The organism is Pseudomonas sp. NPDC077451, assembly GCF_044543345.1.
Lineage (GTDB): Bacteria > Pseudomonadota > Gammaproteobacteria > Pseudomonadales > Pseudomonadaceae > Stutzerimonas.
This window is the reverse complement of record NZ_JBITVX010000003.1, coordinates 361398-376193: the sequence shown is the minus strand read 5'-3', so window position 1 is coordinate 376193 and position 14796 is coordinate 361398. Positions and strand designations below refer to the sequence as shown.

The 14796-nt window shown below is 62.3% G+C and carries 11 protein-coding genes and 1 riboswitch; of the genes, 3 read left to right on the top strand and 8 right to left on the bottom strand.

The window, feature by feature from the left end; translation table 11 throughout:
- Positions 1 to 172: 172 nt before the first annotated feature.
- The 8 genes from atzF to ACIGHL_RS08115 form a co-directional block, all read right to left on the bottom strand.
- Positions 173 to 1975, bottom strand: a complete 1803-nt coding sequence (gene atzF, locus ACIGHL_RS08150; RefSeq protein WP_128121466.1) for an allophanate hydrolase — start codon at positions 1973 to 1975, stop codon at positions 173 to 175.
- Positions 1976 to 2104: 129 nt separating this feature from the next.
- Positions 2105 to 5746, bottom strand: a complete 3642-nt coding sequence (uca, locus tag ACIGHL_RS08145) for an urea carboxylase (protein WP_216706824.1) — start codon at positions 5744 to 5746, stop codon at positions 2105 to 2107.
- Between the two features lie 294 nt (positions 5747 to 6040).
- Positions 6041 to 6676, bottom strand: a complete 636-nt coding sequence (locus ACIGHL_RS08140) for an urea amidolyase associated protein UAAP2 (RefSeq protein WP_128121465.1) — start codon at positions 6674 to 6676, stop codon at positions 6041 to 6043.
- Positions 6677 to 6691: 15 nt separating this feature from the next.
- A complete protein-coding gene (locus ACIGHL_RS08135; protein ID WP_128121464.1) occupies positions 6692 to 7420 on the bottom strand; it encodes an urea amidolyase associated protein UAAP1 in 729 nt (242 codons plus the stop codon).
- A gap of 1 nt (position 7421) precedes the next feature.
- Positions 7422 to 8258, bottom strand: a complete 837-nt coding sequence (locus tag ACIGHL_RS08130) for an ABC transporter ATP-binding protein (protein ID WP_128121463.1) — start codon at positions 8256 to 8258, stop codon at positions 7422 to 7424.
- Entirely contained in the window at positions 8255 to 9070 is an 816-nt protein-coding gene (locus ACIGHL_RS08125) for an ABC transporter permease (RefSeq protein ID WP_128121462.1), read from the bottom strand. Before ACIGHL_RS08125 ends, ACIGHL_RS08130 begins: the two co-directional genes overlap by 4 nt.
- Before the next feature lie 122 nt (positions 9071 to 9192).
- Positions 9193 to 9292: riboswitch (guanidine-I (ykkC/yxkD leader) on the bottom strand.
- A gap of 559 nt (positions 9293 to 9851) precedes the next feature.
- Positions 9852 to 10124 (bottom strand): HU family DNA-binding protein, encoded by a 273-nt coding sequence (locus tag ACIGHL_RS08120; protein ID WP_019339665.1) that lies wholly within the window; start codon positions 10122 to 10124, stop codon positions 9852 to 9854.
- A 302-nt stretch (positions 10125 to 10426) separates the two neighbouring features.
- Entirely contained in the window at positions 10427 to 10855 is a 429-nt protein-coding gene (locus ACIGHL_RS08115; protein WP_128121461.1) for a DUF2141 domain-containing protein, read from the bottom strand.
- Between the two features lie 238 nt (positions 10856 to 11093).
- On the opposite strand from ACIGHL_RS08115, the gene ACIGHL_RS08110 reads away from it, so the two are divergent.
- The 3 genes from ACIGHL_RS08110 to ACIGHL_RS08100 all read left to right on the top strand — a co-directional run bounded on the left by ACIGHL_RS08110 (position 11094) and on the right by ACIGHL_RS08100 (position 14790).
- Positions 11094 to 11570 (top strand): GreA/GreB family elongation factor, encoded by a 477-nt coding sequence (locus ACIGHL_RS08110; protein ID WP_045427034.1) that lies wholly within the window; start codon positions 11094 to 11096, stop codon positions 11568 to 11570.
- 425 nt (positions 11571 to 11995) lie between these two features.
- Positions 11996 to 13168, top strand: a complete 1173-nt coding sequence (locus tag ACIGHL_RS08105; RefSeq protein ID WP_181690037.1) for an isochorismate synthase — start codon at positions 11996 to 11998, stop codon at positions 13166 to 13168.
- Positions 13165 to 14790, top strand: coding sequence for a (2,3-dihydroxybenzoyl)adenylate synthase (locus tag ACIGHL_RS08100; RefSeq protein WP_216706825.1), 1626 nt, complete (start codon positions 13165 to 13167; stop codon positions 14788 to 14790). The genes ACIGHL_RS08105 and ACIGHL_RS08100 overlap by 4 nt, the downstream gene beginning before the upstream one ends.
- Positions 14791 to 14796: the final 6 nt, after the last annotated feature.

The window sequence follows — 14796 nt, the reverse complement described above, 5'->3', positions numbered from 1 at the left end:
ATTCGGCGTCGCTTTGCATCGGAGGACGTCTGAGAGGGGATGTTCCGGACGGCACCGCAGTATTTGAGAGTGCCGAGCCAGAGCGTCGCCGGGGGGATATAGAAGCAGGCCATGCCCCCAAACCGGCTGCTTTACCTGGCTGTTCGCGAGCCAGCTCCCCCTACGAAAAGCGTTAGGAGCGGCTTTTGATGTACGCGCGCCAGCCGCCAAACTCGCTGATATCCGCGGCGCCTTCCAAACCGTACGGCTCACAGATGAAGCCGGTCTCCCAACTGCCATCGACCAGTTGTACCTTGCCCAGCCCGAGGGGAGCAGGGATGCCGGTGAGGAAGGAGCCCAGTTCACTGCTCGGAATTTCCCAGATCTCCACCTCAATGGCGACGCCTTCATCGGCAACTCGCACCATGCCCGGGCGGAACGGTGGGCCGCCGGCCAACGCGTACAGTTTGTAGTGCGCTGCGCTGCAAGTCGCTTCGAGCAATCGGCCGCCGCGCTGTTTGAGCTGCCAGTTCAGCGGCAAGCCATCCAGATGCGCGCCACAGACCACGACACGGGCGCGGTCGCTGCGTGCGGTGTTCTGTGGGGCAGGCGAGGTGATCGACTGCCCACCGATCAATGCGATGCCATGTTGCCGTTGCAGCATGTCGGCCAGGCTCAGCAGGTACTGATCGGTGAATACTCGCCCGAACAAGGTCACGCCCCAGGGCAGGCCGTTCTGCATCACACCCGCCGGCACCGCCACGGCGGCGTAGTCCAGCATGTTCATGAAATTGGTGTAGTAGCCCAGGTCCGAATTGCGCTTGACCGGCTCGGCGTGCAGCTCGTCCAGCGTGACCGGGCGCGGGTAGGCCGGGGTCAGTACACAATCCACCGTGGCCATGATCCGGTCACAGACGGCCTTGAGCTGTTGCAGCCGGTACTCGGCCTGGAACAGTTGCACGGCAGTGGTGCCCGGTGCCTTTTCCAGTACCGCCTTGATCACTGGCAGCACGGCGTCGGGCTGTTGCTCGATCAACGCGCCGGCAACGCTGTAGCGTTCGGCAACCCAGGGGCCTTCATAGAGCAGCCGCGCGGCTTCAAGGAATGGCGAAAAGTCGATCTCCACCGGCTCGCCGCCCATCGCTTTCAGGTGCTCAATGGTGGTGGCGAACAGCGCCGGGCTTTCCGGGCAGCCGAGAAATTCCGGTTGTTTGGGCACGCCGAAACGGAAAGATTTGACCTGGCCAAACGCCGAACCGTCGTTCCACAGCGGATTGGCGCGGCTGTATTCGTCGCACGGGTCGAGTTCGGCGGTCAGGGCCAGCAGCTGGCTGGCTTCGGCCGCGGTGGCGGTGAAGAAGGTGACGCAATCCAGCGTACGGCACGCCGGGACTACCCCCGCGGTGGAGATCAAACCCTTGCTGGCCTTGAGGCCGACCAGGTTGTTCAACGCGGCCGGCACCCGACCGGAACCGGCGGTGTCCGTGCCTAATGCGAAGCTCGCCAGGCCGAGTGCTACGGCCAGGGACGAACCGGCGCTGGAGCCGCCCGACGGATACTCCGGATGCACGCTGTTGCGGCACTCGCCGTAGGGCGAACGGGTGCCGTTGAGGCCGGTAGCGAACTGGTCGAGGTTGGTCTTGCCCAGCGGGATGGCACCGAGGGTGATCAGTTGTTCGACGATGGTCGCGCTGGTGTCCGGCGTATAGGCAAAGGCGGGGCAGGCTGCCGTGGTCGGGATGCCGGCCAGGTCGATATTGTCCTTGATGGCGAAGGGGATGCCGTAGAGCGGCAGCTCAGCCGGGGATTTGCTGTCCAGCGCTGCGAGGTAGGGCTCGAGTTCATCCTCTGTTAGCAGATGGATGAAGAGGTTGAATTCGGCCTGGAGCGCAGTGGCTTGGTCGTGCACTGCAGCGATGAGTGCGCGCGGTGACAGCTTGGCGCTGGAGTAAGCCGCGCGCAGTGTGTCGAGGCGTAGGTCAAAGTCGGTTGTCATGTCGTATTCCTCGTAGGGTGGAAAACGGCAACGCCTTTTCCACGCATGATATTCGGGACGGCCCGGTGGGCGGGTTGGTGGATCGGTGAGGCGTGATCCACCCTACGGTCATCTGTTGGGCAGGGAGCCTTACGCGCCCTCGATCACCACCACCCGCTGGCCGGCACGCACGGGCGAGCCTGGCTGAACACGGATGTCCTTCACCACGCCGGAAACAGGTGCGGTGAGCGGGATTTCCATCTTCATGCTCTCGAGGATCACCAGCACGTCGCCGGCTTCTACCCGAGCGCCCTCGGTCACGGATACCTGCCAGAGATTCCCGGCAATGTGGCTTTCGATGCCATGCTCGCCGGCGCCCAGCGGGGCGTCTTCACCGAGCTCAGCGGCGACTTCCTCGCTCTCGAAGTGCGCCTGGCCGGACGCGATCCAGCGTTGGCGTTCGGCGTCGAAAGCAGCGCGCTGCTGGCTGCGGAAGGCCTCGATACCCGCGGCTTCCTTAGCCAGGAATTCCTGATAGTCGGACAGGCGCAGCTCGGTCTCTTCGATCGTCAGTGGGTAGCGGCCCAGCGGAAAATCGCGGCGGATCTTCAAAAGCTCCTCGGCGGAAACCGGGTAGAAGCGGATCTGGTCGAAGAAGCGCAGCAGCCAGGGCTGGCCGCCGAACGCCTCGACCGCGCGGTAGCGGTTCCACATCTGGAGTGTGCGTCCAACGAACTGGTAGCCGCCCGGGCCCTCCATGCCATAGACGCACATGTAGGCGCCACCGATGCCGACCGAGTTTTCCGCGGTCCAGGTGCGCGCCGGGTTGTATTTGGTGGTGACCAGGCGATGCCGCGGGTCCAGGGGGGTTGCGACTGGCGCGCCGAGGTAGACGTCGCCCAGGCCCATCACCAGATAGCTGGCTTCGAACACTGTGCGATGCACCTCGTCGAGGTTCGGCAGATCGTTGATGCGACGGATGAATTCCAGATTGCTCGGGCACCAGGGTGCGTCCTTGCGCACCGTGGTCATGTACTTATCGATCGCCAACTGACAGGCCGGGTCGTCCCAGGAAAGTGGCAGATGCACGATGCGCGACGGGACGCGGAGATCTTGCGCCGAGCACACCGCGTCCCAGAGGCCGGCGACGGTGTCGAGCAGGCTTTGAAGCGACAGGGTCTCCGGCTGGTAATGGACCTGCAGGGAGCGGATGCCGGGGGTGAGGTCGATCACGCCGTTGAGGTTCTTCGCCTCCAGCGCCTGCATCAATGCGTGGCCACGGAAGCGCAGGACAAGGTCCAGTTCGGGTGCGCCGATTTCCAGCAGCAAATGGATGTCGCCGGAGAGCCGGGCGACCAGGCGGGTGTCGTCGTTACCCAGATCGAGAACGATGGGCGAGGTGAGGGCATGGGCTGTTGTAGGAGCCAGCTTGCTGGCGATCCTTTCGCATGGCTGATCGCGAGCAAGCTCACTCCTACAAAGGTTGGCGCACTCAAGATTTTGGGTCTTAGCCAACTCACGCGCCATGGCCACATCCACCGGCACGAAGCGCACCCAGTCACCGGCCTTGAGCTGGCCGAGCTGCCAGAGGTCTGCCTCGATAATGGTCACTGGACAGACAAAACCGCCGAGGCTCGGGCCGTCCGGGCCGAGGATGACCGGCATGTCGCCGGTGAAGTCCACGGCGCCGATGGCGTAAGGGTTGTCGTGGATGTTCGAGGGGTGAAGGCCGGCCTCGCCGCCGCTGTCACGCACCCACTCGGGCTTCGGTCCTATGAGGCGAACGCCGGTGCGGCTGGAGTTGAAATGCACTTCCCAGTCGGTGGCGAAGAAGCGCTCGATATAGCCTTCAGTGAAGTATTCCGGGGCGCCGTGCGGGCCGTAGATCACTCGGATCTCGCGTACCGATGGCAGCGGCGAGCAGAGCTGGACAGGCAGGCTGGCACCGGCGCTGCGGTCGGCGAGTTCAGGAATATGCAGTACATCACCGGCGCGCAATGCGCGTCCGGCATGACCGCCGAACTGGCCAAGGGTGAAGGTGCTCTTGCTGCCCAGGTAATCGGGCACCTGCAGCCCGCCGCGTACGCATAGGTAGCTGCGCGCACCGGCCCCGGCGATGGTGCCGAGCGCAAGCGTGCTGCCAGCCTTGACCAGAAACGTAGTGCACATCGGTTGCTCGACGTCGTCGAGCTTCACCGGAATGTCGGCGCCAGTTACCGCGACCACCGCATCGGTGTTGAAGCGCAGGATCGGCCCGTTCATGGTGATTTCCAGGCCCGCTGCATCGGTCGGATTACCCAGCAGCGCATTGCCCAGGCGCAGCGCACGGCTGTCCATCGGCCCGGACGGAGGCACGCCGACAGCCCAGTAACCGAGCCGGCCGGGAAAGTCCTGAACGGTGGTTTGGGTGCCAGCGGTGAGCACCTCGAAAGTGGTCGCCTGGTAAGTCAGGCCGTCCAGGCAACGGGTCCAGGGGTTGCCCTTGGCAAACGGGGCATACGCGAGAATCTGGCGCAGGTAGTCGCGGTTGGTCTCGACGCCATATAGCAGGCTGTCGGCTAAGGCCTGATCGAGCGCAGCCTTGGCTGCCTCACGGGTCGGCGCGTAGGTGATGAGCTTGGCGATCATCGGGTCGAAGTAGGGCGGAATTTCGCAACCTGCTTCGACCCAGGTATCGATGCGCAGTGCTTTGTCGTCGGCAGCTGGAAACTGGACCGCGGTCAGCAGCCCAGGGCTCGGCTGAAAATCGCGCCCCGGGTCCTCTGCATAGAGCCGCGCCTGGATGGCGTGGCCCTCGGGCTTCAGGCTCTTGGCCAGCTCGGTCAGCGGAGGCAGATCACCGGCCGCCAGTTCGATCATCCAGCGCACCAGATCGACGCCCCAGACCTGCTCGGTCACGCCGTGCTCGACCTGCAGCCGGGTGTTCACTTCGAGGAAGTAGAACTGCTCGGCCTCGCTGTCATAAACGAACTCGACCGTGCCAGCGCTGCGATAGCTGACCGCCTTGGCCAGCTTGATCGCCGCCTCGCACAGCGCGTCGGCCATGCCGGCGGGTAAGTTCGGCGCCGGGGTTTCCTCCAACACCTTCTGGTTGCGCCGCTGCACAGAGCAGTCGCGCACGCCGAGGGCGATCACATCGCCCTCACCATCACCGAATACCTGCACTTCCAGATGACGGGCGCGCTGGATGTATTTTTCGATGAATACGCCGGCATCGCTGAAATTGTTTTGCCCCAACCGTTTCACTGCGTCGAAGGCATCCGCCAGTTCAGCCGCGTCACGGCAAACCCGCATGCCGATGCCGCCGCCGCCAGCGGTGCTCTTGAGCATGACCGGATAGCCGACCTGGTCGGCTGCGCCTAGCGCAACAGTGAGGTTGTCGAGTAGCTCGGTGCCTTCCAGCATCGGCACGCCGTACTGCTTGGCCAGCGCGCGGGCGGTGTGCTTGAGGCCGAATACCCGGAGCTGCTCTGGCGTCGGCCCGACGAAGGCGATACCGGCCGCCTCACAGGCTTCGGCGAACGCGGCGTTTTCGGAGAGGAAGCCATAGCCCGGATGGATCGCTTTCGCACCGGTTCGATGCGCAATGGCGAGAATCTTGTCGACCGCCAGATAGGTGTTCGAGGCAGCGCCTTCGCCGAGGCTATGGGCTTCACTGGCCTGTTGGATATGCAAGCTGGCGGCATCGGCCTCCGAGTAGACGGCAACGCCTTTCACGTCCAAGGCACGCAGCGTACGCAGGATGCGGCAGGCAATAGCGCCGCGGTTGGCGATCAGGAGTGTTTCGAACATCTTCAGTCCCTCTGGGGGAGGCGGGCCGTCCCGCTTATATTCATTCATCGCCCCCGGCCGTCCGGGGGTTCATCCATTGGTAGGGTGGGCTTCAGCCCACCATGTGGACGTACTGCTAACGGTGGGCTGAAGCCCACCCTACGACGCTCAAGCAGGGCGCCGCGCGGCCCATCCCTCTGTGCTACTGGGCCGCGCGATGATCATCCTTCCCCCGCGCATCCGGCTTGGGTTTGGTGGGCCGCTGCCCGGCACGTGCTTGCATCAACGGCAGCAGGTAGCGGCGCAACCAGCGCATCAGTCCCATACCAGCACCTCGGCTGGCGTGGGGTTCCAGCCGTTGCACGGGTTGTTGAGTTGCGGGCAATTGGAGATCAGTACGATCACGTCCTGCTCGGCCTTCAGCTCGACATATTTGCCAGGGGCGGAGATGCCATCCGCGAAGGTCAGGCCGCCCTCGGGCGTGACCGGGACGTTCATGAAGAAGTTGATGTTGGCTCCGATGTCGCGCTTCTCCAGGCGACCGTCGTGCAGGCTGGCGCGCAGGAAGTTATCGCGACAGCTGTGCATGTAGCGCTTGTCCAGGGCGTAACGCACCACATTGCTTTCCTGCGCGCAGGCCCCGCCGAGCGTGTCGTGACGGCCACAGGTGTCAGCGACGATGGTCAGCAGCGGGTTGCCAAGGTTCGAGTAGAGCACCGTGCCGGTGGTGAGATAGACCTTGTTCTGCCGGCGCAGCGTGCGCTGCGGATCGAAACGCTCACGCGGGTTCATGGCGCTGAAAAACAGGGTGTCGACCGCCTGGTTGCCTTCCAGATCGAGCAGGCGCAGGGTCTGGCCGGCCTTTATCTCGAACAGGTAGGGCTCGCCAGCCGGAATCACATGCCGGAAAGTGGCGGCTTCGGGGTGCAGGTTGCTTTCGTGGATGGTCATTTGGGCACCCCTTCCTCAGATGTAGAGTCGTTCGGTGTTGTGAAAGCCGCGGGTATTTTCCGGGCGCGAGGTACGGCAAAGCACGCTGATGCCATCGCTGTCGACGCGGTGCCAGCTAAGCTGGACGGGTTTCGGTGCGTACTCGGGGCTCGGGTCCATTGGGTGTGGCAATGCGGTCAGCACAACCAGTGTGTCCATTGGCGCGTACAGCTCCACGGCGTCGCCGGCCTTGCTGTTGCCAGCCTCGAAGGCGAAGCCGCCGTCGGCGTCCACGGTGACCTTGCTGAACAAATTGAGTGTCATCAGCAGGTCCTGCAGATTCAGGTTCCACTTGCCCATTTCCACCAGCAGGTTGTCCGTGCCGTTGCGGAAGAAGCCGTTGCGCAGTTCCTGATAGCGACCCTGGCCGTATTTCTCGGCGACTTCGTCAGCGTTCAGTACGCCACCGAAACTGTCATGCCAGCCGCAGGTATCGGCTGTGATGCAGGCCAGCACCCGACCCATATCCGAATACAGGCAATGGCCAGTGGTGAGCTTGGCGGTGTGCTGGCACTTGAGCGTGTCCGGCAGGTTGAGACGCTCGCTTTTTTCATGCGCGTTGAACATCAGCAGACTGACGTTGGCGCCGCCTTCGAGGTCGGTCAGGCGCAACAGCTGACCACGCTTGAGCACGAAGGAAGTGTGGCCGCCGCCGGGTAGGGTTTCTTCATAAAGCATGGGGCGGATAGCGAGTGAAGCGCTCATGTCAGACTCCTTGATTGACGGTTTGCAGGTGGCCTAGCTGCGATGGCAGGTCGCCAGCGGCGGCGCGCGCGACCAGGCGATCGCTGTTCAGCGGGATGTCATAGGTGACGCGTGCGCCGTAGGCGCCAGGGGCGTGAGGGTCGAGGCGGGTCTTGTCGAACACCAGGATGCGCGTTCCGAGGGTGAAGCCTTCGGACAGGTCGTGGGTGACCATGAACACCGTCAGTTGGGTCTCCCGCCAGAGTTGCAGAAGCAGCTCATGCATGTCCTTGCGAATGCCGGGATCAAGTGCGCCGAAGGGCTCGTCGAGCAACAGCACGCGGGGCTCCATGACGAGTGCTTGGGCGATGGCCAGACGCTGCTGCATGCCGCCGGAGAGCTGTGCCGGGTACTTATCCAGCGAGTGACCAAGGCCCACTTTGCGCAGGATCACTTCGGCCTGCTCGCGTGCTTCGCGCTTGCTGCGGCCGAACAGGCGGCCCAGCAGGGGGGACCTGGGCAACTCCAGGCCGAGGGCGACGTTGTCCAGTACCGACAGGTGTGGAAAGACCGAATAACGCTGGAACACCACGCCACGGCTGGCGTCGGGCTCGCCGGCGATGGGTGCGCCATCGAGCAGGATGTCACCGCGGCTAGGCCGTTCCTGGCCGAGCAATAGGCGCAGAAAGGTGGATTTTCCGCAGCCGGACGCGCCGACCAGGGTGCAAAATTCACCTTCATTGACGCTCAGGTTCAGCCGTTCCAGCACCACCTGATCGCCATATTCCTGCCAGACGTTGTTGACCTGAATGAAAGGGTTGGTTGGCCGTTCGCCAGCCGGGCGGATGACATGACTCATGCCTTGGCTCCTTCGTACCAGGGGAAGGCCAGCTGGGTGAGCTTGCGTAGACCGAAATCCATGCTCCAGGCGAGCAGGGTGATCCAGGCCACGTACGGCAGGATCACGTCCATCGCCAGATAGCGGCGGACCAGAAAGATGCGGTAACCCAGCCCGTCGGTGGAGGCGATTGCCTCGGCGGCGATGAGAAACAGCCAAGCTGAACCGAGGACCAGGCGCAGTGCGATCAACAGGCGCGGCAGTAATTGCGGTAGCACCACCCGCAGGATCAGCGTCCAGGTGTTGGCGCCCAGCGTCTGCGCTTTGATCAGCAATTCCGGCGGCAGCTCTCGGGCGCGCTGTTCCAGATCGCGTGCCAGCACCGGGGTCACGCCAATGACGATCAACATCACCTTGGACAGCTCGCCGAGACCGAAGACGATGAACAGAATCGGCAGGATCGCCAGCGGCGGGACCATCGACAGCACCGTCAGCAAGGGCGACAGGGGCGCGCTGAATAGCGGCAGCGTCCCAGCTGCAACACCGAGGCACAGCCCGACAACCGCGGCGATGCCGAGGCCGACGCCAAGGCGCTTGAGGCTGGACGCGGTGTCCTGCCAGAACAGGTAGTCGCCACTGCGTTTGTCCGGTGTGAAGGCAAGGCGCTCCACAGCGCTGGACATCTGCGTGAAGCTAGGCAGGAGCTTGTCGTTGGGGTTGGTTTCGAGCCGTTGCGCAGAGCTGACCAGATAGGCGAACAGCAGAATTGCGAAGGGCAGCATCACCAGTAGCGTCCAGCCGGTGCGGCCCGGAACACGATTGATCAGGCGCATGGGGAGGTCCCCCTTTCGATCGGGGGGTGTTGCCGCGGGTCGGTCGTGTTGTCGAATCCGAGCAGGGGCATAAAAGGCCTCCAGTGAGTGGACATGGCAATAGGAGCTGCGTGTCGAACGCCGTCTCCCGGGCTTTTATCCCGCCGTGTAACCTCACTGGAGGTCGCCAACTCTCGGACCAGCCACTCGCAACCGCGAGCCGGAACCCTAGTCAGCTATTTCTGAATTTTCTCGTCCCTGAGCCGCAGCTTCCTGGCAATAGGGATTTTGCAAGAGCAGTGCCAACCACAAGACCTGCGTGTTTCGGCGCTTGCGGCGGGGCTAAGCAGCGCTGGCGCGCTTTAATAGTGCAAGGCGAGCGTTTCATGCCCCCTTTCGGGACGCCAGCTAGCAGATCCAGATCTGCGTAGGCGAGGGGTGCATCGAAACCTGTCTGGCAGCGAAGCTGCCCGAGATCTTCTACGGTGCCGCCGCTCACCAAAATCAACCGGCGCGAGGACGCCAGACGATTGATTCGCCCGAGAACACACAGGCAATAGCCGGCAGCCACCTGGTGCTGTCGTGCCAGTCTGCTTGTCTTGATCAGAGTTTCTGTTGCGCGAGCGCAGGTGAGGTTGAAAGCCTAGCGGCCCGTGTGGATGTCACGAACGCGCGGTATGCAAGCTTTCGCCTTACGGCTATGGCAGGTGGAATCAGGCGGGGATAAGCAGGAGAGCGAAGGTCCGAGCAGGCGCTGCGTCCGTGAGGACGTCAGCGGCCCGGTTTCCTGGGATGCAGTGACTTAGTTCACTGCGTCCTTCAGCGATTTGCCTGGCTTGAAGCCTGGCAGCTTTGCTGCGGAGATCTTGATCGTTGCGCCAGTCTGCGGATTGCGGCCATCACGGGCTGCACGCTCTTTGACGGCAAAGGTGCCGAAGCCGACCAGCGTCACGCTGTCGCCGTTCTGCAGGGTGTTGGTCACGCTTTCGGTGAAGGCATCCAACACGCGGGTGGCGGTGCTCTTCGGTACATCGGCGGAGGCGGCGATCGCTTCAATCAACTCGGCTTTATTCACGGGTGTGGCTCCAGATTGGAATGGGTGGTCAGTATAAGCAGCGTCTCGCTCTGCCGCCTGCGGCAAATTTCCTCTTTTTCAAAAATATCCGGTGCGGGGCGACAAATCGTTTGTTTGCCTAATCCAGACGCTTTTGTCTGGACAGCGGGATTTTGGCTCCGGTTCATTGCCCTCCCGACCATTGGTAGGGTTGCCGTCGGCAGGATGCATCAAAAGCGATCCGTACGCGGCTAACCAGGTCGCGCCAAGCGCAAACGCCCATGAGCCGGCCGATCACCAGGCTGATCGGCTCGCATTCGACTTTAGTAGTGGATGTCGACGTCGATCTCACTGGGCTTGTCGCCTGGCACTTCGAACCGGCTCTCCTCGAATGCTGGCGGACCCATTACCTTGGGGTTATTGGACAGTCCATAACCTTCGGTAGGAAACATGCCAAATCGGAGGTCCAGCTCGCCGTTAGCGTTTTCGTCGTGGTAGGCCATCATCGCGTATTGACCGGCTGGTACGTCATCGAACACCAGGGTGACCGTTCCGGTCTTGGCTGGCGATTCGCTCGAGGCAAATGCCTGGTCCGCTTTACGGAACGTCTTTGGGTCCGAGAACAGAGCCACGCGAACTGTGCCCCGGTCGTGTTCGATGTTGTTCAGTTTGACCGTCAGCGGCTGGCCCTCGGCGAAAGCCGCTTGGCCTACCGCCATTGCTACCAAAGTTAGCGCTACGCGCAGTGTCATCGATTCGCTCCTGGTTGGCGTGCATCTCGTTTGGATTGGATGGCGTGGGCATATCAAGCGTGCCCGGAACAGTATGGCGATAGTGCCGCGCTTCTAACGGATCGACCAGCCTATACGGTTGATAAGTCAGCCTCGCCTCAGCACACGCAGGTGCCCATATCGATTGAGAAGGACGCCGTGGCTCCAGGAGCACGGCAATGCGATGCTAGGGGCCAACCGCCTTACTGACCGAGCCCGCATGAATAAGACCCATCTTCAGACGCTGATCATCGACAAGCTGCAGGCCGACCTGGCTGTTGCAAAGGATGCACTGAAGGCCTCTCACGAGGCAGCGACGCACGCCGAAAGCAAAGCGGAGAACAAGTACGACACCCGTGGCCTGGAAGCGGCTTACCTGGCTGATGGTCAACGGCGACGCGTTCATGAAATAGAAACAGCGCTCTCAAGCTATCGAAACCTGCCGGTGCGATCCCATCGCAATGCAGCGATTACCCTGGGCGCTTTGGTTTCGTTGGAGTCCGCTGACAATTGCCGCTGGGTGTTCCTCGGGCCGGATGCCGCTGGGCTGAATGTGACGATTGAAGGAGAAGAGGTGCTGGTGATCTCTCCGCGTTCACCGCTAGGCAGAGCGCTGCTGGGCTGCGAGGAAGGTGATGAGGCCGAGATTCGTGTCGAAGGACAATCCATCCGCTACAGCGTAATCAGCGTCAGTTGATCTGCTTTCATCACGCGGAACAGAAAGGGCACCTCAGCGAATTTCTAATAATTAAAAGTTGCTTCTATATCAATAAGTTATGAACCGTAACTGATGTTGATTGTACGGTTTGCGATGCTGGTTTACAGCGGTGGATCTGGGGCGCAAAGCCATCGGATAAGTGATATCAATAAACGTCTATATCCTTTTGATTTTAAACGATAAAAGGTTAGAGGGTGCTCGTTCTCAGCCGCTACCTTTAGCTCTCGCACTCAACCGTCCTACCGCACCGTTTCTACCTTGCTGCTGGCGTCGCAGCGTCGCTTGGTGCCGGCAAAATGCCACCCCCTCAATCCGTCTAGAAACAATTTGACGCATCCAGTTGAGCTGACTATCGTGCCGCATGCAGATGATAAGCAATCTCATTAGTATTTGCGGAGGTGGTGGTGAACGCATTGACTCGCGTCGCCTACGACGGGCCTGAGGCAGGGTACAAATTCCCGCCGTCGTACCGATTCTATTCACCGGCTGGGGGTATTGAAGCCAGCGGTTGTTTCAAAGTGATAGACACGCCGGCGGAGGGTGCCGGGCCGGGCCTTGAGAGGGACGTCCAGCGCGGTTTCGCCGAAGCCCAGGCAGCCGGGCTGCGCAATCCAGTGCTGGTTGGCGTGATTCCTTTCGATAAGCAGCAACCTTCAAATCTATTCATTCCGCGACACGTCAGTCATCTCCCTCCGACGGCACCGCCTACCTCAATTTGTGGATTTGTTTGTGGTAACGCACGCCAGTGCATCGAGCAGCCCAACCAGGCTGGCTTCCAGCAGGCGGTGAACCGAGCGCTTGGCGCGCTACGTAATGGACGTCTCGACAAAGCCGTGCTGTCCCGTCTGTTGCAGCTCGAATTCGACGAGCCGCCATGTGCCGCGACGATCTTCCAGGGGCTGCGTCAGCAGAATCCTGAGGCCTACCACTTCTTCACCGACCTGCCTGGCGGCGGCGTACTGATCGGCGCCAGCCCCGAGCTTCTACTTCGCAAGACCGGCCAGCATCTGGAAACCAACCCACTGGCGGGCTCAGCCCGGCGTCATGTCGATCCCGCGGAAGACGAGCACGCGGCGCAGTGCCTGCTCGATTCCGCCAAGGACCAGCACGAGCACCGCTTGGTGATTCGTGACATGGAACGCCAGCTTCGCCCCTTGTGCCGAGAGCTGCACATCCCAGGCGCACCCTCTCTGATGAGCACGGCAAAGCTGTGGCACCTGTCGACGCGGATCGAAGGCGAGCTCGCCGAGCCCGTATCGGCGCTCAAGCTGGCGTGCCAGCTGCACCCGACTCCCGCGCTTTGCGGTTTCCCTACCGCCGCAGCCAAGCAACTGATTGCAGAACTCGAACCCTTCGATCGAGGCGTCTTTGGCGGCATTGTCGGCTGGTGCGACGCGGCAGGGAACGGTGAGTGGGCCGTAGTGATCCGCTGCGGCGTGATCGATAACCGCAGTGTTCGGTTGTTCGCCGGGGCTGGGCTGGTATCGGAATCCTGCCCGGAATCGGAGTGGCGCGAGACCGGCACCAAGCTCAGCACCATGCTCGCAGCGTTCGGTCTCGATCGGGAGGCGGTATGAGCCTGGTTCCGTTTACGCGCTGGCCCAACGCATTCGCAGAGCGCTATCGCCGGGCCGGCCACTGGCGTGGCGAACCGCTGAGCCAGATGCTCGCCGAGCAGGCCAGCACCCAGCCGGACGCCGTTGCGGTAGTCGACGGCAGCAGATCGCTGAGCTATGCCGACCTGGACCGGGCCTCGACCAACCTGGCGCAACGGCTGGCGAACCGCGGCCTGGGGCAGGGCGACCGTGCGCTTGTCCAGCTGGGCAATCAGGCTGAGCTATACGTTGTGTTCTTTGCATTGATGAAAGTCGGCATAGCGCCGGTCAATGCACTGTTCAGTCACAACCGTCTGGAACTGGTGGCCTATGCCGCGCAGGTCCGCCCCCGGTTGCTGATAGCTAGCCGGGTCCATTCGCTGTTCATAGGCGATGCGTTTGTCGAGGAACTGACCGAACTTATTCCCGAGCTGGATACCGTCTTGCTGCACGACGATCCCCACCCTGAGCTGCGTCTGCAGAGCTGGTTCGTGCAAGCGAAGGCACTGCGATCATTCAGCCCGACGCCGCCCGGCGAAGTGGCTTTCTTCCAGCTCTCCGGTGGCAGTACCGGGACGCCAAAGCTGATCCCGCGTACCCATGACGACTATCTCTACAGCGTTCGCCGCAGCGTCGAGATCTGTCAGTTCGATCGCGACACCCGTTATCTCTGTGCATTGCCTGCAGCGCACAACTTTCCGCTGAGCTCACCCGGCGCGCTGGGTGTGTTTCTCGCTGGCGGTCGTGTCGTTCTGAGTCCGGACCCCGGTCCCGCCAGTTGCTTCCCTTTGATTGCACAGCAGCAGGTCAACGTTACCGCGCTGGTGCCGTCGGCCTTGGCCATGTGGCTGCAGGCCGCACCTAGCTGCCATGGTGAGCTCGATTCGCTGCAGTTGATTCAGGTTGGTGGCGCCAAGCTGCCTGAGGCCCAGGCCAGGCGTGTCCCTCAGGTGTTGGGATGCAGGTTGCAACAGGTCTTCGGCATGGCTGAAGGATTGGTCAACTACACCCGGCTGGATGATAGCGACGAGCATGTCTACCTGACCCAGGGCCAGCCGATGAGCCCCGATGACGAGATCAAGGTCGTCGACCGCGAGGGTCATCCAGTGGCCGCTGGCGAAATCGGGGCACTGATGACGCGCGGGCCGTACACGATCCGCGGCTACTTCCAGAGCCCCGAGCACAACGCCGCCGCATTCGATGCCGAGGGTTTTTACCGCTCCGGTGACCTGGTCCGCCAGCGAGACGATGGCTACCTCGTCGTCGTCGGCCGGATAAAGGATCAGATCAATCGTGGCGGCGAGAAGATCGCCGCCGAAGAGGTGGAAAACCTGCTGATGGCGCATCCCGCCGTAGCGCAGGCGGCGCTGGTTTCAGTGCCCGATGAAGCCATGGGCGAGAAGAGTTGCGCCTACATCGTCAGCGCCGACCCCTCGCTCAAGGGGATCGTGCTGCGCAAGTTTCTGCGCGGGCTCGGCTTGGCCGACTACAAGCTTCCCGACCGATTCGTACACATCGACGCGCTGCCGGTGACCGCGGTCGGCAAGGTGGACAAGAACCGCCTGCGCCGTCGCGTCGCTGAACAACTGACCGTTACCGAATAAGGATTC

Excerpts from the sequence above, each read along its gene's own strand:
- atzF (WP_128121466.1), bottom strand. The coding sequence starts at position 1,975 with ATGACAACCGACTTTGACCTACGCCTCGACACACTGCGCGCGGCTTAC.
- uca (WP_216706824.1), bottom strand. The coding sequence starts at position 5,746 with ATGTTCGAAACACTCCTGATCGCCAACCGCGGCGCTATTGCCTGCCGC.
- ACIGHL_RS08140 (WP_128121465.1), bottom strand. The coding sequence starts at position 6,676 with ATGACCATCCACGAAAGCAACCTGCACCCCGAAGCCGCCACTTTCCGG.
- ACIGHL_RS08135 (WP_128121464.1), bottom strand. The coding sequence starts at position 7,420 with ATGAGCGCTTCACTCGCTATCCGCCCCATGCTTTATGAAGAAACCCTA.
- ACIGHL_RS08130 (WP_128121463.1), bottom strand. The coding sequence starts at position 8,258 with ATGAGTCATGTCATCCGCCCGGCTGGCGAACGGCCAACCAACCCTTTC.
- ACIGHL_RS08125 (WP_128121462.1), bottom strand. The coding sequence starts at position 9,070 with ATGCGCCTGATCAATCGTGTTCCGGGCCGCACCGGCTGGACGCTACTG.
- ACIGHL_RS08115 (WP_128121461.1), bottom strand. The coding sequence starts at position 10,855 with ATGACACTGCGCGTAGCGCTAACTTTGGTAGCAATGGCGGTAGGCCAA.
- ACIGHL_RS08110 (WP_045427034.1), top strand. The coding sequence starts at position 11,094 with ATGAATAAGACCCATCTTCAGACGCTGATCATCGACAAGCTGCAGGCC.
- ACIGHL_RS08100 (WP_216706825.1), top strand. The coding sequence starts at position 13,165 with ATGAGCCTGGTTCCGTTTACGCGCTGGCCCAACGCATTCGCAGAGCGC.